Here is an 18,721-nt window from a genome sequence, read left to right on the forward strand (position 1 = left end):
TCGGCTGGGCTCTGAATGCTATGTCGAGTGTTCGGTACACGCTGGAAACGTCGTCACGTGCGCTGCAAATGAAGAACTCGCTGACGCAGGCCCAGATCCAAGCCATTGCCACGGAAAAATTACTGGATTTGGGATTGAAAGACGTCGATGTAACAATAGCAATCGACGCCCCCAGCGGCGGCTTTCGCATGGCACATCTGACGGCCCAATATGCGTTCGTGATCGAGTTCCCGTATTTCAACCGATATCCGATAAATTATCAGACAACTGTCACAGTTCCCCTGATTGCATCGTGAGCACGTCCCCCGGCCAGTCGAGCGGCACCTTTCGCAGGATGTTCGCTGCACGCCGCCTTTATAGGCGATCGCCTTGTACAGCGCGCCGTTGCCGGCTTTGTTCCGGCCGAGCCCCCACCCCTCGCCCAGCGCCGCGCCGCCGCTACTTGTTTGTTGACAGGCATGCGAGGCCTACATGTGGAATTTGGCAGCAGAGGGCTGGAGGCTCCTCAAGCAGAGCGTCATCGGCTTCATCGACGACAATGCGCTGAGCCATGGGGCGGCGATAGCGTTTTATGCCACGACCTCGCTTGCGCCGATCCTGCTCATCGTTGTGGCTATTGCCGGCATAGCCTTCGGGCACGAGGCGGCGCAACTCGCCCTTTCGGCACAGATCGCTGGCCTGATGGGGCCGCAAAGTGCCGAGCTGCTGCGAGCTACGATCGAAAACGCCTCGCAGAAGGAAGCCGGAACCCTCGCCAGCATTCTGGGGCTGGTCACGCTGTTCGTCGCCGCATCCGGCGTGTTCGGCGAGATGCAGCTGGGGTTGAACGAAATTTGGAAAGTCAAACCGAGCGGGGCAACGATTTCACGAATGGTTCGGGCACGCATTGCAAGCCTGGGCCTCGTCGCGGCGCTCGGCTTTCTGCTCCTGGTGTCGCTGGTCGTAAGCGCCGCAATTTCGGCGCTCGGAGACGTCATCAACGCCTACCTGCCGTTCGGCACCATCATCCTGAGCGCCATCAACGGGATCGTCTCGTTTGCCCTGATCACGCTGCTGTTTGCCGCAATCTACAAGGTGCTGCCGGACCGCAGCCTGCAATGGCGCGATGTCGGCATCGGCGCCGTGGTCACCGGGTTTCTGTTCACCATCGGCAAGTCGCTGATTGGCTGGTATATCGGAACCAGCGCCATCTCATCGTCATACGGCGCGGCCGGCGCCCTGCTCGTCGTGCTGTTATGGGTCTATTATTCGGCCGAGATATTTCTGCTGGGCGCCGAATTCACGCGAGCCTTTTCGGTTCGACACGGCAGCCGGTCCGATTTGAAGAACAAGGTGGAATCGCATGACAAATGAGTTCACGCCGAAATTCGACCTCGCCGGCAAGGTGGTGCTGGTCACCGGGGCCTCGCGCGGCAGCGGCCGCGCCTGCGCACTCGCCTGCATGTGCTGGCCACATTCCGCTCGGCCGCATCGGCGACCCGATCGACGTCGCGGGCACCGTGGTGTTGGCGGCGTCACTGATCACTGGCGCGAATATATAGGTGGATGGCGGTTGGTCGGTAGCGTGATAGGCTCTTTGGCTGGTAGTGCGATACCGCTTCGCGAGCGCCGTCTCCCACACCAGGAAGAAGCGCGCGGACTTCGCAAGGTTAGTCCAAGAGGTCTTTTATGAGCGAAAAATCTCAATCGAACGGTGAATTCGACGAACCGCGGAATGAGCCACTCTTCACGGCTATCTCGCAGACAGACCCCGCCTTCCTAGCAGCTTACGATCGCGCGCTTGCGAGTGTGCCGACATTTGTCGAACATATCGAGGGAAATGCAGATGCCTTCTGTTCCGCGAAGCTTCGGTTTCGCGATCCCGACGAGTCCGTACGTCTTCGGGAGGACCACTTTGTTTTCCTTTGGCTTGCCGATGTGCATTATCATGCTGAGGAGCGGCTATTTTCAGGTACGTTTTTCGAGGTGCCACCCGAGCTTCAGAAATGGCATCAAGTCGGACAGCGACTTTCGTTTGAAGGCGATGATATTTTCGATTGGATGGTTCTCGACGCGGGGCACTTGCAGGGGGGATTCACATTGCGTGTAACCCGAGACAAGCTTCCTGAGAAAGATCGTGGCTCATACGATCGATACATCGGGGTTTCGGTTTATGAGCCACTGCCGTCCTGATTCAACGTATGCTTGATAGCCTGGTCTTTCGTTGGAGGATTGGGCAGCCGCACTGGTCAAACCAGCTTTCTCATTCATCGCCGGCGAGCCAACGGACCATGTTCGCCATCAGTCTTCCGTAGAACGGCCATCCGAGGAAATCCTGCGAGAGCCAATGCGGGCCGATATCGGTTGCCCAGGCAATCGTGCGGCCGCGGCCATGGCTACCGACGGCAAGGAGCGGCCAGTCGGTGCCCCGCGATGGTGGCAGGTCGCCAGAAGCCGGGACGAACCGTCGCGCCTGAATTCCAGCTTGTTCATGCCGAGAATCGGCGGCAAAGGCCCCTCCACCCCGGAAAAAATCGGATGTGACGACTGCAGGACGGAGGCCTGCAGTCCTTGCGGCACCTCCATGCCGTCGCAGTAGGGTAGGCAACGGACCGGCAGAACGTCCTCGACCGGAGTGTCGTGGAAACGCGCCGTCCCGAACATGCCCTGAAAGCCCATGTAACCGCCGGCCAGCATCAGCCCGCCGCCACCTTCGACATAGGCCTTGAGCACATCGAGGCGGTTGACGCCGACACGCCCGGCGCGGGCATCCGGCGTCACCAGCAATGTCAGGGCGCCGACGTCGGAGATCACCACCGCCTGATATTGGGCGAGCCCATCGAGGTCATAGGGAAACTCCGCGCCGCAACGCTCGCCGCCGATCTGCGTGACCGCGATGCCTTCAGTGGCCAGCGCGGCATTGAAGGCCGTCGCACCATTTGCCGAGGCCACACTTGTAAGCACGTCGCTGCCGATGGCAACCGAGGTCGTCGCTGCAAAGGTTTCGCCTGCAAGCAATATCTTCATTGCCGCCCCGCACTGTTTTCATTCGAGAGGTTTTTAGGAAGGGCGCCGGATGGACCGGCGCCCCCTAGAACTCAAGCTCTATAGGATCAGAATTTGAACTCGGCCAGATTTTCGGGAGTCACGATCTTGGCCGGACCAAGGATCAGTTCGCCGCCGGCGCCAATCGTGTATTCGCCGAGCCTGCCTGCCGTGAACTTCTCACCCTCCTTGCCGGTGATCTTGCATTGCGCAAACGCCTGGGCCGTCTGATAAGTAAGATAGCCAAGATCGGTGACGTTCCACCAGATATCCTGAGCCGCTTCGTCCTTGATGTATTTCGAGATCAGAGTGGCCGGCGCGAGGCCGGTCAGCTTGACCTTGCCGATCATGCCCGCTTCCTCGAGTGCACGCGCGGCCGCCGGAAGGCCGATGCCTGCCGGGACGATGATCACCTTGAGATCGGGAAACGCCTGGACCAGCGCCAATGCCTGCTGCTGGTTGATCTGTTCGCTTTCTTCGCCATAGGCCACCTGCACCAACTTCATTTTGGAGAACTTCGGCTCGGCCGCCATCTTCGCCTTCATGAAGTCGATCCAGGCATTCTGGTTGGTCGCCGTCGGCGTCGACGACAGGATCGCGAATTCGCCTTCACCGCCGCTGAGGGCGAATGCACTTTCGAGCATCATCTCGGCGAGACTGTCGCCCTTCACCTGATTGACGAACACCGCACGCGCATCGGCGGCCACATCGGAGTCATACGAAATCACCCTGACGCCCTGCTGAACGGCGCGCTTCAGCGCAGGCGCGACGGCATTGGCGTCGTTGCCGGCAATTGCGATGACTCCGACCTTCTGCGACACGAGGCTGTTGATGAATTCGATCTGCGCCTCGGCGGTCGCCTGCGATGGGGCGACCTGGGTAGCGGTGCCGCCAATTTCCTTGGCTGCCTCTTGCGCGCCTCCGAAGGCCACTTTGAAGTAGGGATCCGTGTCGAGCTTGGGCAGGAAACCGACCGTTACGGGTTCCTTGGCGCACTCCTGGCTGAAGGCCAGCGAGCTTGGCGCAAGCAGAACCGCGGATGCGAGCAGGGCTAATCTAAACGCTTTCATTGTGACTCCTCCGTCAAAATTCGGGCTTGAAGGAAGGGGCCCGAGATCACCCCTTTGTCTCGCGCATTGCGCGGGATCTGCTGAGCATCTCCTGTGTGGAGCGCCAGTAATTGCCGATCAGCAGCGAGCCGATTAGAAGCAGGCCGATGATCATGCCCTGCGCGTCGCCACCGATCTGGTTCAGCGCCAGCACGTTGCGGATGATGGCGATCAGGACCAGTGCCAGCATGACGCCGGTCAGGCGGCCCTTGCCGCCAAAGACGCTGACGCCGCCGAGCAGCACGATGGTGATGACGTCGAGCTCCATGCCGAGCGCATTGTTGGCGCGGGCGTTGGAAAGGCGCGCGGTATAGACGATGCCGGCTATCGCCGCGACGACGCCCGAGACGACGAACAGGTTCAGCACCATCCGGCGCGTGTTTATGCCGGAATAGCGCGCCACTTCGGGGCTGCCGCCGAGCGCGTAGATGCGCTTGCCGGTCGGCGTCTTCTGCAGCACGACCGCAAACACCGGCGCCAGCACCAGGAAGGGCACGATGGTCCACGGTATCTCGGTGCCAGGCAGGTTGTTGATGCCGAAATCGACTACCGCGGGCGGCAGGATGTTGACCGAGCCGGTGCCGAGCAGGATGTAGCCAATGCCTCGATAGAGCGCCATGGTGCCGAGCGTCACAACCAACGACTGCAGTCCAAGGCCCGAGACTAGATAGCCGTTGAAGGCGCCGAGCAGGCCGCCGATGAAGAGCGTCAGCGGGATTGCGGCAAGTGTCGGCACACCGGCCTGGACCAGCAAGCCAAAGACGACGGACGTCAGCGCCAGCACCGAGGCGATCGACAGGTCGATCTCGCGGGTGATGATGAGCAGCGTCATCGGCAGGATCAGCAATGCCTTTTCCGAGGCGCTGGCGGCCAGTTGCGAGAGATTGAAGCCGGAAACGAAATTCGGCACGAAGATCGCGGCATAGAGGAAGATGGCCACGCAAGAGGTCGCCAGCAGCAGATCCCAGAAGTCGATCGAACGGAGGAACTTTTTCACCGCGCCCTCGCCTGTCTTGCCTGCTCGGCCCGCCGCACGATGAAGGTGTCGATGCCGATGGCGACCAGGATCACGAGGCCGTAGACGCCCTGCAGCCACAGCGGGTCGACGCGCACCAGCGTCAGCCCGTTTTTGATGACGAGCAGCGTGAGCGCGCCGAGGATGATACCGAGCAGCGTGCCCGAACCACCGCGGATGGCGACGCCGCCGACCACCGCCGCCGCGATCACGGTGAGTTCGAAGCCGAGCGCGACGCGTGCATCGATGGTCGCATAGCGCGATGCCCACAGCGCGCCACACAGGCCGCCGAGCAGGCCGGCCATGCCAAAGGCCAGCAGAATGCGGCGGTCGACGGGGATGCCGATAAGACGCGCGCCGTCGGGATTGGAGCCGGCGGCGAACAGTTCGCGCCCGATCGCTGTGCGATAGAGCAGCACGTAGCCCAGGCACAGGATAACGATCGCGATGATGACGATCAGCGGCACGCCGGCGATCTTCAGGCCGGTCATGTCGAGCCAGGCTTGCGTGACTTCGTCGGCGCTGATCTGATCACCGGCTGCCCAGATCGAGTTGAAGCCACGGAAGATCGACATCGAGGCCAGCGTGACGACGATCGCCGGGATCTTTCCCCTGGTGACGACGAGGCCGTTGATCAGGCCGGCGACGCCACCGACGGCGCATGCGGTTATCAGGCCAATGCCGATGTCGAGCCCTGGATAGGCCTGGACCATGCTGGCCGCCATGTAAGCCGACAGGCCGATCACCGCAGCGATCGAAAGGTCGATGTTGCGGGTGATCAGCACCAGCATCTGCGCGAGTGCAGCAACGACGAGCAGGGCGGCATCCATCGACACGGCGGTCAGGTTTGCAGCGCTCACCATGCGCGGGTTGATGATGGTGACCGGGATGGCGACCGCCAGCATCGCGGCGAGCAGACCGAACTCCCGCCGCTTCAGTATGTCGAGCGGTCCTTTTCTCTTCTCCTCGCCGGCGGCCTGTGCCGCCGCATCGGCGCTTTCGCCGGCCTTGGTCGCTGCTTCCAGCACCTTTTCCTGAGTGGCTTCGCCCCTGGCAAATTCGGCCGTCCGATGGCCTTCGCGCAGGACGATGATGCGGTCGCACATGCCGATGAGCTCGGGCATTTCGGAGGAGATCAAGATGATTGCCATGCCCTGGGCGGCAAGGTCGGCGATCATCGCATGCACTTCCGCCTTGGTGCCGATATCGATGCCTTGCGTCGGCTCGTCGAGGATGAGGACGCGCGGTTCGGTGCGCAGCCATTTGGCCAACACCACCTTCTGCTGGTTGCCGCCGGACAGTTCCTTTACCGGCTGCGCGTAGCCGGAAAAGCGAAGCTTCATGCGCTTCAGCCAGTCCGAAACCAGATTGATCGCGCGGTTCGTGCCGTAGAAGCCGGAGCGGGCTGTCTTGTCGAGGACTGGCAGCACCGCGTTGTCGAGGATGGAAAAATCCATCACCAGGCTCTGGCCCATGCGGTCTTCAGAGACATAGGCGATACGCGCATCCATGGCGTCGCGTGCCGACGCGAAGCGCACAGCTTCGCCGTCGATCAGGATTTCGCCGGCATCGGGCTGGTCGATTCCGAACAGCATGCGCGCGATCTCGGTCCGCCCGCTGCCGACCAGGCCGCCGAGCCCGAGCACCTCGCCGGCATGGAGCTTGAGGTCGATATTGGAAAAGCCACCGGCGTGCGAAAGCCCCCTCGCCTCCAGCACCAGTGCGCCGGTCGCGTGGCTTCGTTGCGGATAGAGGTCGGTGACCTCGCGGCCGACCATCATGCCGATGGCGGCGGCGCGGCCAAGCTCGGCCCTCGGCTTGACGCCAATGAGGCGCCCGTCGCGCAGCACCGCGATGCGGTCGGCGATGCGGAAGATCTCGTCCATGCGGTGGCCGACGAACATCATCGCCACACCGTGCAGCCGCAGGTCGGCGACGACAGTGAACAGCCGCTCGACCTCGCGCTGCGAGAGGGCGGCCGTCGGCTCGTCCATGATCAGCACCCGCGCGTCGAGCGACAGGGCGCGGGCGATCTCGACCAGTTGCTGTTCGGAGGTGCGCAACGTTCCGAGCCGGGTTTCGGCCAGCACGTCGAGGCCGACTGTCGCCAGCACCCTGCGCGCGCCGGCAAGCATGGCGGCGTTGTCGATGCCGCCGAAGCGGTCGCGCGGCATATGGCCGAGATAGATGTTCTCCGCCACCGAAAGATCAGGGAAAAGACCGGGGTGCTGGTGCATGACCGAGATGCCGGCAGCCTGGGCGTCGTGCGGCGAATAGAAGACCACAGGCTTGCCATCGACTTCGACATGGCCGCCGGTCGGGAGATACACGCCGGCCAGCAGCTTTACGCAGGTGCTCTTGCCGGCGCCGTTTTCGCCAAGCAGAGCCAGCACCTCGCCTGAGCGCAATTCGAAGGACGCGTCCTTGAGGGCAATCGTGCCGCCGAAGGCTTTTGTCGCCTGAACCAGGGCAACCGGGACAGCCGCGTCGCTCTTCACCATGGCGTCGGCTTCGCCTAATGCGCCCAAGTGCAGCACCTTTCCTCCCTGGTCCTGTTTTTTCAATTTGCTATATTAAATGGCCGAATGCCGCAACTGGAAAATTGACTTCCATGGCCGCGAAGGGCACTGTCCCGTCGCGCACGGGTGCGATTGGAGTGCTCGACCCCGCGGCAGCCTCAAAGCTGCAAGCGGCTGGAGTGGCTCTGCGGGAATGAATGGGGAGGCGCCGGTTTTGTCCGGAAAAGGCAGCAATTCGGTCAAGGTTCGGCATTATAACGAGCGCTTCGTGCTTGACGCCATTCGCCGCCTGAAGGAGGCATCCAAGTCCGATCTGGCGCGCGCCGCAAATCTGACGCCGGCCGCGGTCGCCACCATTGTCGACGGGCTGGAGTCGTCCGGATTCGTAAAGCAAGTGGGGAAAAGGTTCGGGCAACGCGGATCGCCATCCACTCTCTACCGACTTGCACCTGAGCGTATCTACAGCGTCGGCATCAAGATCGGCCGGCGCGCGCTGGAAGCCGTGCTCGTCGACTTTGCCGGCGAGGTCCGCTCGCGCGAGTCGCACGAATATCGCTTTCCGGATCCCGACATGGTGCTCAAGGCCGGCAACATGTCGCTGGCCAATTTCGACAAGCTGGTCGAGGGGCTTGGCGATGCCAGCATCGTCGGCGTCGGCATCGCCTCGCCATATTTCCTCGGCGGCTGGAGCGAAGAGCTCGGCTTTCCCGACGATCTCGGCAGCCGCTGGGAAGCAATCGATCTGACGACGTTCTTCGCCACAAAGCCGAAGACCCCGGTCTTCGTGGAAAACGACGCATCATCGGCCGCACTCGCCGAACTCATCCAGGGGACCGGCGCGCGGTTCCGCGACTTCATGCATATCTCGATCGACACCTTTGTCGGCGGTGGACTGGTGCAAGGCGGCAAGGTCCATACCGGGCCGCACGGCAACAGCGCCGCGCTCGGTCCTTTGCCGGTCTCGCCTTCAAGCCTCGATTCGGTGGCGGCCAAGCCGGCGCGCTACCAGAGCCTGCTGCATCGCGCTTCGATCTATGTGCTGGTCAATCATCTCAAATCGCGCGGCATCGAGATCAACCGCGTGCGCGAACTCGACCCCTTGCCGCCAGGGGCGCGCGAACCGCTGTCCGAATGGATCGACGATTGCGCCAATGCGCTGGTCGAGGCGATCATCGCCATCACTTCCGTCATCGACATCGAGGCGATCGTCCTCGACAGCATCCTGCCGCGGCCGATTCATCTCGAGCTGCTGGCAAAGGTGCAGACCCAGTTCAACAGGATCAGCGCCATCGGCATCGTGGCGCCGGAAATCGTGTCGGGACAATTCGGCCCCGAGGCTTCGCCGATCGGCGCGGCGATGCTGCCGTTCTCGGCACTGTTGGCGCCCGACAGCGGCGTGCTGATGATCGGCAAGGACAGAACAATGCTGCCGGGTAGCCTTTCGAGGCTTGCCAGCCAAGGCCAACCAGCAAGAAGGTCAGCGCCTTCAACGGCATAAGATAGTGCCGCGAAAGAGCATCAAGCTCCGGACATCATCAACATCAGCTCACAGTCAGGCACGGGCACGGCGGGCTTTTTGCGCCGGCACCGGAACCTTTAGCGGCTGCTAATCTTCATTCATTACCGACATCGAATGCTGATCGGTCCGCGCTCCGCTTCAGTGCGGGCCCAGGAAGCAAGGAGGAACATATGAACTGGGATCAAATCAAGGGAAAATGGACGCAGTTCAAGGGCAAGGCGAAGGAGCAGTGGGGTGACCTCACCGACGACGATCTTGATCGTATCGAGGGCAACCGAGACCAGCTCTTGGGACGCATCCAGGAGCGATATGGCATTGCCAAGGAAGAGGCGGAGCGCCAGGTTGATAACCTGGTCCAGAAGCATCAGCTGAGCCTTTGGATGCAATGCCGTTTGCTGCCCACCACCGGGGTGAAACTCTGCGTCGCCCGTGCCGACTGGTGCGGTGGGCTCTTTCGACAGCGAGGCCCGCGAGGATGCTTTAGCCATATCTGATGTTCTACTTGCGTGGCGGGCTTCGCCTCGGCGTGCCCAGCCCGTAGGCGAAGGAGCGTAATCATGAACAACATTATCTGGCTGGTCGGCGCGATCGTGATCGTAATAGTCATTTTGAGCTTTTTGGGTCTGCGATAGCATCTGAACCCTCTCTTCGAGCCGGCGACCGTCCCCGCTCGGCATGGCCTCAGCACGCCCAAGCTGGTCAGACTTAGGTCCCAAGCAAGACGCTCTGGGGTTGGACCGAAGCCCCGGCTGAGGAACGTAGACGGCTGGCTCACGTTGTGGTGAGCTTTGGCGCGACGAAGATGCGTCCGGGCGGAAGAGTTCAAGCCAGGGAGGAGAGGCCCGACGCTCCGAACGGGCGTTGGGCCTGGGCGTAAATGCAAACGATCAGCAGGCTGTTCAATTCCCATGCCCAGGCAGCACGTGCCGTGGCCAGACTTCAGGCTGCCGGGATTCGCCGCCGCCAGATCAGCGTGGTCGGATCTTACAACGACAATGATGAACCGATCAGCGTTGCTGGATATTACGACGATGAGATGAGCGCTCTCTGGCGGGGTGCCGTCGCTGGTGCCGCACTTGGCGCGACGGCTGGTCTGTTGGCCGGCTTCAGCGCTTTTGGAGCTCAAGGCATTGATCCTGCGGGGATGACCGGCATGGCCCTGGTCGGTGCGGCTTGGGGCGGCTTTGCCGGCGTGCTTCTCGGAACTTTCGCCAATTTCGCCCAGAAGCCGCGCAAGCCGAAGATCGCAGAAGGTGTCGTACTGGTGATGGCCCGCGTCGATGAAAGGCAGGCAGGCGCCGCGCATACGGTGCTCCGGAGTTTCGCGGAGATGCCTTCCGGGCCGATGAAGAGGAGCGCTTTGCCAAATTCAAGCCGGCTCCGCGTCCGATCTGGTGCCCGATGAAGTTTGTTTCGCGAAACGGGAATTCAAACCGGAGGCGCCCGACGAAAGCTTGGCAAACCAACACTTTGGAAGCATGCGGGCTACTTGCCGTCGTGTTGTCCTTTATTCTTACCGTTCTGTTGGTTGGTCTCATCCTTGGCTGAACCCATGCCCTTGCCACCGGCGACACTATGCCCGGCAATTGGCGAAGGTTGTGGCCAGTTCGAAGGATTAAACCATTCGTGCTAAGCGTTAATAGCTTGTAGCCATAGGAGAGGACGCCAACGTGGACAAACGGGCTGAAGGAGACGCGGAGAAATTGGCTCGAGGCGAGTTCGAGCTCAGAGCCGAACGATATGGTGTGAACGCCTTTCTTCTCGTTGTCGAACTCGTAAATCTGCTGGAAAAGCGCGGAACGATCAGCAGCGACGACGTCGCCAAAATAGCCGAGGCCGCCGCACTTGCCGTTGCCGCATCCAGCGAACCCGACGTGAACAGCATCAATCTGTTGCAGGCCATCGCTGCCGCACGCCGGCCCAAATAGGCTTATATCAAATCCGCCAGCAATCGGCGCCAACCGATAAACGCTATGTTGAACTGATCTCGGTCGAGCGTACGGAGCCTTTCCATGTGCAATGACTACGAGCAGCACATCGCCTGGGCCGAATACTGCCGGACGATGGAATCGCTGGCGCTCAAAATCCCCAGCCATCAAACCGAATTGGATCTGCCGCAGGCGGATGACATCCACATCAACGACCCCGCGCCTGTAATGCGGGCTGCCGGCGACGCAATCGAACTGGCGTCGATGACGTTCGGCTTTCCCCCGGCCGGGCCAAAAGGCGGACCTGTATTCAACTTTCGCTCGGAGGGCCGGCAGTTCGGCAACAGCAAGCGCTGTCTCGTTCCGGCGTCGGCATTCTTCGAATTCACGGGAACGAAATATCCAAAAACCAAGCACAGGTTCACGCTGAATGGCCATTCGTTCATGGCGATTGCCGGGCTGTGGCGCGAGGGTATCGGCAACAAGCCGCCGACGTTCACGATGCTGACGACCGATCCAGGCCCGGATGTCGCGCCATATCACAATCGGCAGGTGGTCGTGCTCCCACCATCGGACTGGGCGGCGTGGATCCATCTGACGAAGTCCGAGGCTGAACTCCTGCGGCCGCTGCCGGAAGGGTCGCTCAGTGTGGAAACAGCTCGGGCAGGTTCGGAGTAGGAACCATCGGATAATTGCGCGCTGAGCTACGGCCGCGCCGCATCGTCACGGCGATGCGCGCCATGCTCAGAACGAATGCCCGCGCGATATAAGCGCTTCAGCCCCGCTTGACGTAGCCGGCGGTGACCTCGTCTTTGTGGGCGGCGAAAGCTTCCAGGACTTCGGTTTTCTCAGGCTTCGGAATCTTGAAATGATCCAAGGTCCGCCCGAGTTCGGCTGCGACCTCATCGAATTCCGCGGGGGAAATCCGCAGGTCGCGATGCGCCTCCTCGAGACCGAGCGGCGTCGTGCCGGGCTTGGTGGCGACGAACTTGAAGGGCCCGCCAGAAACGTCGCAGACCCACAGCGTGCGCATGAACTTAAGGCCGGGCAACCTTTCCAGGTTCTTGGTGTGCCATTTGCGCAGCTGCGGATTCTTGGACTTTTGGCCGACGATCGGGTTCCTCACGACGGCGTCGCTGAAATGATCGATCACCGCTGCGATGGCAAACACGCCGCCCAGCCGCTCATACAGACTTTTCTCGGATGTGGTTTTCTTCGTCTGCGCGAGCGCCTTGTCGACAGGCAATACCGACGTCGATGCGGCGGCCAGCGCCAGCGCGGCGACAACACTTCGTCTTGTGAGAGAAGTCGAAATTTTCATCCCTGGTTCCCTTCGAGGTTAGGCCAGAGCGAGCCGCAGCCTGTCTGGCGGGCTTCATGAAATGACATTCGGACACTTTGCCGTATTTTAGCATCGCCTAAAGAACTAACGAGCCCTTCGCCCGAATTATTCCGATTGGGCGGCATTGCCGTGGTCAACATGCGTCAAAAGGGGCGAAGGCCGCGCGGATGAGGAAGTGTTAAGCACGCGTCGCTGCACGCGGCAGAGGTCGCGAAGCCACTTCGGCCGCATCTGTGCCCCTGACCTTGGGCATTTTCCTTCTGTGTCGTGTTGTCGGCGGCAATCAGCCCCGGTAGGGGGCGTACAATCGCTTCCCGCGGCTTTGCCGGCTGCTTGCGGCCAATAGCCTGTGCTTTTCGAAGATCGCGAGCTTCTGCGGATAGGTCATCCGCACCTTGGCGTTGCACCCGTCGCATCTGAAGTGCGCGATTGTTCTTAGTGCAGAGCCCTTTCTTACCGCCGGATGCAAGCAATCCGGACATTCGAATGTGAGCGCGACATCCGATAAGTCTTCGGCTAAGCCCATTTCCGTCCCCTTCGCAAGCTCGGTGGCTACACTCTGGCGATTCTCAATGAGCAATTCAGATGCCAATCCGATTGTGCCAATGCGGGACTAGAACAATTCGCCTCGGAACGCCGCCTAGCTAGTGCGCCTTCTCTGCGCCTTTTGAGCGACGAAGAGACCTAACTTCCTCCAGCAGTTCGCGCTCATTGGTAGTCACGTTTCGGAAGATTGCGACAATCATCACCGCCAAGGCTTCGGCATCCAGGCTTAGAGGGTCAATGTGCTCATCTGCGCAAACCTGATCAAACACGCGTTCACAAATAGCCAAATCGTGAGGGCTGAGGCGAGTGCGATTGAAACGCCGGCGCGACATTTGCGAGCCTTCGACGCCCGCCGCCCCGTTGCAAAAGAAGCGGGCCTTGGCAAGAAACGCGAGTCGTTGAGTGGTTGTTCCCGGCTGCAAGCTTTGTTAAGCCGCCTGCAGCAGGGCAGACTGGAACGCCTTCCCCGCGCGCATCATGGCGCGTGCGAGCGGAGCTGTGCCTCGACCTTGGCATTTTCCTAGCATGGCGAGATGCTTGGCACCTCAGGCATTTTCGGGCGCCCGCCCGAACGGGGCTGGCCGCCATGCGCGGGCCGATCTTGGACGGCTGGACCGTTGGACTCACGTCAGACACAGTAGCCTGGGGGCAAGACTGCTTCGAACTCTAAACGGGGGCCGTCGGCTACCCATTTGACGACGCGGAGGAGCCACGCCTTGCGCTGCTGGCACTCGTCATCGCAGCCAATGCCACCGCGACACCTAGTTCCAACGCTTGAAAACTCTCCCTAGAGGGTTTGGCATCATGAACAGTCTTCTTTGGCGGCAGGCGCTTTAGCTCGCTCGAAACTTGGTCCGTGCCGTAAGTCGGTACATATGCTATAGCTAATATTGGGTCGAGGGGACGACCATGAAAGGGAGGACCAACCATGAAGCCGCATTCCCTCAGCGCCCGCCGTATTGGCCTGCTTATATTCTCGGTGTGTGCTTTCGGGCTGATGACGTCAGCCTCAATGCCCGCAGACAGCAAATTCGCCGTCGAGCCGGTGGTTGAGAAAAAGGTGAAGGAACTGCCCTCCGGACCGTTGTACTGGCGGCTGGATAATCTGCCAACGCTGGCGCAAGCCCAAAGCGTTGCGGGCCCGACCTCGCTTGCGGCCGAGGTCGCAGGCAAGGTCTGGCTGTTCACGCTTGGACCGAAGGATGGCTCTACGACCGGCGGAACCAAGGTCGTCGAGATCGGACCGATCCCTCCGATCAGCGCAAGCGAGTATTTGCTGCGTGTCAACCGCGCCGGTGGAGCGCCCGGCGTCAAGACGAAGATCCATACGCATCCGGGACCGGAGGCCTTCTATGTGCTGGCCGGCAAGCTCGGCCAGAGAACGCCCCACGGAGTGACCTATGCTGAAGCTGGCACGGCAATGATCGGACACGGGGCCAACACGCCGATGGAGGTGTTCAGCGCCGGCACAACCGATCTCGATGAGCTGGCCATCTTCGTGGTCGACGCCAATCAGCCGTTCTCGTCGCCGGCCAGCCTCGATTGAGGCGACATTTCCCGGGATGATACTTCCGCTCTCCACCTGTTGCAGACAGTCGGCGACCAGTTGACGCTAACAGGTGCATGCTGAATTCGATGGTGCTGCGAGAGAGGATTGAACTCTAGGTATCTATAATAAAATCAACTACTTACGATGAGTTTTGTAACATTGTGACGGGCGACAAAATGGCTGGGAATCACTTCTAGCCTGCGGTTCTGGCTGGACGCCAAAAGACCCGCCTCCCCTTTACTGTTTTCTCTCCAAGGCATTCTAGATCAAGCCTTCATTTGAATGCCTGGACCTTCACCGCGCCGCCAAGCACCAGGAACCGAAATACGTTTACGACGATCCGTATGCGCCGTGATGATAGATCAGCGCCGGGCCCGGCTCTCCGCTCACCACATGCCGGACGCTGCCGAGGATCAGCGCGTGGCTGTGGCGAATAATAGTATCCTCAACCGCGCAGTCGACCGCGGCAAGCGCCTCGTCGAGTGCCAGTGCGCCGCTTGCAAGGCTGGACCAGCGAGCGCCCTCGTAGCGCGCCGACCCCTTCAGGCCACCGCGCCCGGCAAAGCGGTCGGCAATCGCGATCTGGTCGGCACGCAGCACATTCACGCAGAAATGCCGATGCCGGCTGATGGCTGCCCAGGTAGACGAGTTCAGATTGATGCTGACAACCATCACCTCTGGTTCGACCGATAGGGAATGGGCGGTGGTAACGGTTGCGCCCGTCCGTTCGTCGCCAACACCGGCGGTGACCACGGAGACAGCTCCGGCCAGGTGTCGCATCGCAAATTTCAGGGGAACCCGGGTTTCCACTAAGGTTTCCAATAGGGGAACGCGTTCGGTCAGTGTCATCTGGATAGCCTCATCGTGTTTGCAGCTTCACGACGCCTTGCGACGCAACGCCGTTTGGTATCCCAACCATTGGTGAATTTCGGCGGCGATGCGCTCGGCATGTGCGGTGACTTCGGGAATTCCCATCAGTTCGCCGACGCTGCCTCGCGCCAGTGGCCCGCTGACGAAAATGCTATCGGTCGGGCGCCCGGATGTGCCGACCGCACGGCCTTGGCTGTCGGTATCCAAACCAAGACCAATCGGATCGAGCCGGACCAATCCCATCCGCTCGAGCGCCGCAATCGCCGTGTTGGTCCGCAAGATATCGGCGTGCGCCGGTCCGGTCGTCACGATCACACTGTCGAAAGCATCGACAACGAGGCTGCGTTGGCCACGCAGCCGCTGCCTGACGCGAATGCATCCGTCTACCTGTTCGGCGCCGACAATCGATGCGGCGCGATAGGAAAGCCTGCCCTCGGCAGCGCGGCGATCGAGCACGGCCGCGATCTGTGGCGCAACGCGGAAGCGATGCACATCCCACAGCGCGCGAAGATGACGCACAACCTGGCGCTGCTCGGCTAGCGGCAAGGCCTGCCAGATGGCCTGTCCCTGACGCCGGACGGCATCGAGCACCGGGTGCCAGTCTTCGCCCTGACGCTTGGCATCAAGAATCGTGGCCCGGATGCGCTTGAACAGTGCCGTTGCGCTGCGTGAAGGAAGGGTCGTGAAATCACCGACTGGATCGGCCGGTATCGAGGCGTGGCTGCGCGAGCGATAGCCATGACGTGACAGCGCGACAATGTGGCCACGATGCCCCTTGCGGTCGAGGGTCGCGATCACGTCCGCGGACGTCAGTCCGGTGCCGATGACCAGGACATGGTCATTGCGGCTGATCGCTTCCAAGCTCTCGAGGTCATAGGGATTGGCCACCAGCCCAGCTATGCCAGCCACGGACTGCATGGCCAACGGCAAGGCCGGCGGCGGATGCGTCGTCGCAATCACCACGGCGTCCGCTGCGAGCGTCCTGCCATCGGCGAGGATCAGGCTGTAGCCCTCGCCACTGCGCTCGACTGACGCGACGGCGGACCTGACATGGCGGATCGTTTTGCTGAGCAGAAAGGGCTGGAGATGGGATTCGACATAGCCGCCGAAAACACGGCGCTGCGGGTAGATCGCGCCGTTGGCGGCAATAGCCTCGACATCCCCCACAATAGCGCTGCTCTGCTGCAGCCAGTCGGCGAAGTGGCTATCCTGGCCGGAGATCAGCGTCATCCTCGAGGCCGGCACATTGATGCGGTGTGAAGGATCGGTCGTCGAATAGGCCAGACCATAGCCGAGCCTTTCGCGCGGCTCGACGACCACGATATCGGATGCACTGGCCGGCAGCAGCCGCGCCAGATGAAACGCAGTCGCCGCACCTGAAAAGCCGCCGCCGACAATCGCTATGATCGGTTCGCTGGCGCTCAAGACTGGCTCGCGCGCAGCGACGACGGGCGATGGTCGCCGGCCACCGTTTCGCCGAAGGGGCCCATGTTAACCGCCGTCGGCCGCGTCGAGATTTCGTGATCGAGCGGCAACAGCGGCAGCACCAGTTCGCCGAAGCGATAGGCTTCCTCCAGATGCGGATAGCCGGACAGGATGAAGGTATCGATGCCGATGCGCCGGTATTCGTCGATGCGCTCCGCCACCGTCGCCGCATCGCCGACCAGAGCGGTGCCGGCGCCGCCGCGCACCAGGCCGACACCGGCCCACAGATTCGGACTGATTTCGAGTTTGTCGCGACGGCCGCCATGCAGCCGGCTCATGCGCGACTGGCCGACGGAATCCATGCGCGCGAAAACCTTCTGCGCCTCGGCGATCGTCTTGTCGTCCAGGCGGCTGATCAGGCGGTCGGCATCGGCCCAGCCTTCGTCATTGGTTTCGCGAACGATGACATGCAGCCTGATGCCGAAACTCACCTGGCGTCCGGCCTTCTCGGCAAGGCCGCGCACATGGTCGACCTTGGCGGCGACGTCAGCCGGCGGTTCGCCCCAGGTGAGGTATTTGTCGATCTGCTCGGCGGCGACCGCATTGGCCGCCTCCGACGAGCCACCGAAATACAGCGGCGGATGCGGCGTCTGCACGGGCGGGAACAGCAGCCTTCCGTCCTCGATGCGCAAATGTCTGCCTTCGTAGGCAACCGTCTCGCCGCGCAGCACGGCCTTGTAGATATCGAGGAATTCCCGCGTCACCTCATAGCGCTCGTCATGGCTGAGGAAGATGCCGTCGCCCTTGTTCTCGAGCGGGTCGCCGCCGGTGACGACGTTGATGAGCAGGCGCCCGCCCGAAATGCGGTCGAGCGTCGAGGTCATCCGCGCCGCGAGCGTCGGCGACTGCAGCCCGGGACGGACGGCAACAAGAAAGCGCAACCGCTGCGTCAGCGGCGCCAGCGCCGACGCCACCACCCAGCTGTCCTCGCAACTGCGCCCGGTCGGCAGCAACGCGCCGTAGTAGCCGATGGCGTCGGCCGCCTTGGCGACCTGGGTGAGGTAGGGCAAGTCGACCGCCCTGCCCCCCTCGGAGGTGCCGAGATAGCGGCTGTCGCCATGGGTCGGGAGAAACCACAGGACCTTGATCCTGTCGGGGATGGCAATGCTCATGAATAGTCCTCTATGACTTGACGGCGTCTCGCTCAGCTCCAGGCATGGAACGGCGGATTGACGTCGTTCAGGTAGTAGTTGCCGAGGATTGCGTATTTCCAGCGCACCGGATCGTGCAGCGTGTGGGTGCGGGCGTTGCGCCAATGCCGGTCGAGATTGTGCTCGGCCAATGTCGAGCGCGTGCCCGCGAGTTCGAAAAGTCTGTTGGTGGCGTTGATGGCGATCTCGGTGGTGAGGATCTTGGATTCCGCCACAGCGATCTGCGCTTCCGCGACGGTCTTCTCGTTGGGGTCGAGCACAGCGCGATCAACCGCAGGGCCGGCCTTGTCCAGAACCGCCTCGGCCGCATTGGCCCGCAGGCGGAGGTCGCCGACCGCCTGGATCGTATAGGGATCCTGCCAGGCATGATCGACGCCGCTGTCGATCCACGCACGCGACTTAGTGCGCACGAAGTTGACGGTTTCGTCTATCGCCGCTTTGGCGATACCGAGATCGACCGCGGCCTGGATGATCTGGAAGATGGCGCCGTCGGCCGTCGGCCTGTCGTAGCCCTTGTAGCCGGGGACAAGATGCGTCTTCGGCACCTTGACATTGTCGAGCAGAACGGTGCCGGACAGTGTCGTCTTCTGGCCGAAGCTCGACCAGTCGTCGATGACCGTCAGTCCGGGCGCGCCGCGATCGGCGATGGCATACCAGGCCCGGC

The 18,721-nt window shown here is 61.7% G+C and carries 19 protein-coding genes and 2 pseudogenes; 10 read left to right on the plus strand and 11 right to left on the minus strand.

Going from position 1 to position 18,721, the window contains the following annotated elements; genetic code table 11:
• The 4 genes and pseudogenes from NKJ55_RS33535 to NKJ55_RS33550 all read left to right on the plus strand — a co-directional run.
• A partial coding sequence (locus NKJ55_RS33535) for a pilus assembly protein (RefSeq protein ID WP_352453627.1) occupies positions 1-296 on the plus strand: 296 nt, incomplete at its 5' end.
• A gap of 175 nt (positions 297-471) precedes the next feature.
• A complete protein-coding gene (locus tag NKJ55_RS33540; protein WP_352453628.1) occupies positions 472-1,353 on the plus strand; it encodes a YihY/virulence factor BrkB family protein in 882 nt (293 codons plus the stop codon).
• Positions 1,343-1,441, plus strand: a pseudogene (locus tag NKJ55_RS35740) (3-oxoacyl-ACP reductase); the annotation flags it as partial. The gene NKJ55_RS33540 and the pseudogene NKJ55_RS35740, both read left to right, overlap by 11 nt.
• A 227-nt stretch (positions 1,442-1,668) precedes the next feature.
• Positions 1,669-2,172 (plus strand): DUF2314 domain-containing protein, encoded by a 504-nt coding sequence (locus NKJ55_RS33550; protein WP_352453629.1) that lies wholly within the window; start codon positions 1,669-1,671, stop codon positions 2,170-2,172.
• A 70-nt stretch (positions 2,173-2,242) separates the two neighbouring features.
• Here NKJ55_RS33550 and NKJ55_RS33555 read toward each other — a convergent pair whose 3' ends face one another.
• From NKJ55_RS33555 to NKJ55_RS33575, 5 genes and pseudogenes are all read right to left on the minus strand, one after another.
• A complete protein-coding gene (locus tag NKJ55_RS33555; RefSeq protein WP_352453642.1) occupies positions 2,243-2,575 on the minus strand; it encodes a glutamine amidotransferase in 333 nt (110 codons plus the stop codon).
• A pseudogene (locus NKJ55_RS33560) lies at positions 2,464-3,006 on the minus strand (glutamine amidotransferase); the annotation flags it as partial. The pseudogene NKJ55_RS33560 and the gene NKJ55_RS33555, both read right to left, overlap by 112 nt.
• An 86-nt stretch (positions 3,007-3,092) precedes the next feature.
• Positions 3,093-4,094 (minus strand): rhamnose ABC transporter substrate-binding protein, encoded by a 1,002-nt coding sequence (locus tag NKJ55_RS33565; protein WP_023677420.1) that lies wholly within the window; start codon positions 4,092-4,094, stop codon positions 3,093-3,095.
• A 46-nt stretch (positions 4,095-4,140) separates the two neighbouring features.
• Entirely contained in the window at positions 4,141-5,130 is a 990-nt protein-coding gene (locus NKJ55_RS33570) for an ABC transporter permease (protein ID WP_352453630.1), read from the minus strand.
• Positions 5,127-7,685: an ATP-binding cassette domain-containing protein gene (locus NKJ55_RS33575; protein ID WP_352453631.1), complete on the minus strand. Its 2,559-nt coding sequence runs from the start codon at positions 7,683-7,685 to the stop codon at positions 5,127-5,129. Before NKJ55_RS33575 ends, NKJ55_RS33570 begins: the two co-directional genes overlap by 4 nt.
• A gap of 196 nt (positions 7,686-7,881) precedes the next feature.
• Between NKJ55_RS33575 and NKJ55_RS33580 the strand changes: the two genes are divergently transcribed.
• The 5 genes from NKJ55_RS33580 to NKJ55_RS33600 all read left to right on the plus strand — a co-directional run bounded on the left by NKJ55_RS33580 (position 7,882) and on the right by NKJ55_RS33600 (position 11,792).
• On the plus strand, positions 7,882-9,165 hold the full coding sequence (locus NKJ55_RS33580) for an ROK family transcriptional regulator (RefSeq protein WP_352453632.1): 1,284 nt from the start codon (positions 7,882-7,884) through the stop codon (positions 9,163-9,165).
• Positions 9,166-9,356: 191 nt separating this feature from the next.
• Positions 9,357-9,680, plus strand: a complete 324-nt coding sequence (locus tag NKJ55_RS35745) for a CsbD family protein (RefSeq protein ID WP_502904542.1) — start codon at positions 9,357-9,359, stop codon at positions 9,678-9,680.
• Between the two features lie 383 nt (positions 9,681-10,063).
• Entirely contained in the window at positions 10,064-10,591 is a 528-nt protein-coding gene (locus NKJ55_RS33590) for a hypothetical protein (RefSeq protein ID WP_352453633.1), read from the plus strand.
• A gap of 340 nt (positions 10,592-10,931) precedes the next feature.
• Complete coding sequence (locus NKJ55_RS33595) at positions 10,932-11,114, plus strand: hypothetical protein (RefSeq protein WP_023677413.1); 183 nt, start codon at positions 10,932-10,934, stop codon at positions 11,112-11,114.
• Between the two features lie 84 nt (positions 11,115-11,198).
• Positions 11,199-11,792: an SOS response-associated peptidase gene (locus tag NKJ55_RS33600; RefSeq protein ID WP_352453634.1), complete on the plus strand. Its 594-nt coding sequence runs from the start codon at positions 11,199-11,201 to the stop codon at positions 11,790-11,792.
• 97 nt (positions 11,793-11,889) lie between these two features.
• Here NKJ55_RS33600 and NKJ55_RS33605 read toward each other — a convergent pair whose 3' ends face one another.
• Positions 11,890-12,435, minus strand: a complete 546-nt coding sequence (locus NKJ55_RS33605; protein ID WP_352453635.1) for a group I truncated hemoglobin — start codon at positions 12,433-12,435, stop codon at positions 11,890-11,892.
• 665 nt (positions 12,436-13,100) lie between these two features.
• Positions 13,101-13,424: a hypothetical protein gene (locus tag NKJ55_RS33610; RefSeq protein ID WP_352453636.1), complete on the minus strand. Its 324-nt coding sequence runs from the start codon at positions 13,422-13,424 to the stop codon at positions 13,101-13,103.
• Positions 13,425-13,930: 506 nt separating this feature from the next.
• On the opposite strand from NKJ55_RS33610, the gene NKJ55_RS33615 reads away from it, so the two are divergent.
• Positions 13,931-14,548, plus strand: coding sequence for a cupin domain-containing protein (locus NKJ55_RS33615; protein WP_352453637.1), 618 nt, complete (start codon positions 13,931-13,933; stop codon positions 14,546-14,548).
• A 333-nt stretch (positions 14,549-14,881) separates the two neighbouring features.
• Here NKJ55_RS33615 and NKJ55_RS33620 read toward each other — a convergent pair whose 3' ends face one another.
• The 4 genes from NKJ55_RS33620 to NKJ55_RS33635 all read right to left on the minus strand — a co-directional run.
• Positions 14,882-15,400, minus strand: a complete 519-nt coding sequence (locus NKJ55_RS33620; protein ID WP_352453638.1) for a flavin reductase family protein — start codon at positions 15,398-15,400, stop codon at positions 14,882-14,884.
• 27 nt (positions 15,401-15,427) lie between these two features.
• The gene (locus NKJ55_RS33625; RefSeq protein WP_352453639.1) at positions 15,428-16,846 is read right to left on the minus strand and encodes an FAD/NAD(P)-binding protein; all 1,419 of its coding nucleotides are present in this window, start codon (positions 16,844-16,846) and stop codon (positions 15,428-15,430) included.
• On the minus strand, positions 16,843-18,018 hold the full coding sequence (gene ssuD / locus NKJ55_RS33630) for an FMNH2-dependent alkanesulfonate monooxygenase (RefSeq protein ID WP_352453640.1): 1,176 nt from the start codon (positions 18,016-18,018) through the stop codon (positions 16,843-16,845). The genes NKJ55_RS33625 and ssuD overlap by 4 nt, the downstream gene beginning before the upstream one ends.
• Before the next feature lie 32 nt (positions 18,019-18,050).
• Positions 18,051-18,721 (minus strand): acyl-CoA dehydrogenase family protein (locus tag NKJ55_RS33635; RefSeq protein ID WP_352453641.1); only part of this gene is annotated, 671 nt, incomplete at its 5' end.

This window comes from Mesorhizobium sp. M0106 (genome assembly GCF_040322715.1).
GTDB lineage: Bacteria > Pseudomonadota > Alphaproteobacteria > Rhizobiales > Rhizobiaceae > Mesorhizobium.

Excerpts from the sequence above, each read along its gene's own strand:
- ssuD (WP_352453640.1), bottom strand. The coding sequence starts at position 18,018 with ATGAGCATTGCCATCCCCGACAGGATCAAGGTCCTGTGGTTTCTCCCG.
- NKJ55_RS33620 (WP_352453638.1), bottom strand. The coding sequence starts at position 15,400 with ATGACACTGACCGAACGCGTTCCCCTATTGGAAACCTTAGTGGAAACC.
- NKJ55_RS33550 (WP_352453629.1), top strand. The coding sequence starts at position 1,669 with ATGAGCGAAAAATCTCAATCGAACGGTGAATTCGACGAACCGCGGAAT.
- NKJ55_RS33565 (WP_023677420.1), bottom strand. The coding sequence starts at position 4,094 with ATGAAAGCGTTTAGATTAGCCCTGCTCGCATCCGCGGTTCTGCTTGCG.
- NKJ55_RS33540 (WP_352453628.1), top strand. The coding sequence starts at position 472 with ATGTGGAATTTGGCAGCAGAGGGCTGGAGGCTCCTCAAGCAGAGCGTC.
- NKJ55_RS33615 (WP_352453637.1), top strand. The coding sequence starts at position 13,931 with ATGAAGCCGCATTCCCTCAGCGCCCGCCGTATTGGCCTGCTTATATTC.
- NKJ55_RS33590 (WP_352453633.1), top strand. The coding sequence starts at position 10,064 with ATGCAAACGATCAGCAGGCTGTTCAATTCCCATGCCCAGGCAGCACGT.
- NKJ55_RS35745 (WP_502904542.1), top strand. The coding sequence starts at position 9,357 with ATGAACTGGGATCAAATCAAGGGAAAATGGACGCAGTTCAAGGGCAAG.
- NKJ55_RS33605 (WP_352453635.1), bottom strand. The coding sequence starts at position 12,435 with ATGAAAATTTCGACTTCTCTCACAAGACGAAGTGTTGTCGCCGCGCTG.
- NKJ55_RS33600 (WP_352453634.1), top strand. The coding sequence starts at position 11,199 with ATGTGCAATGACTACGAGCAGCACATCGCCTGGGCCGAATACTGCCGG.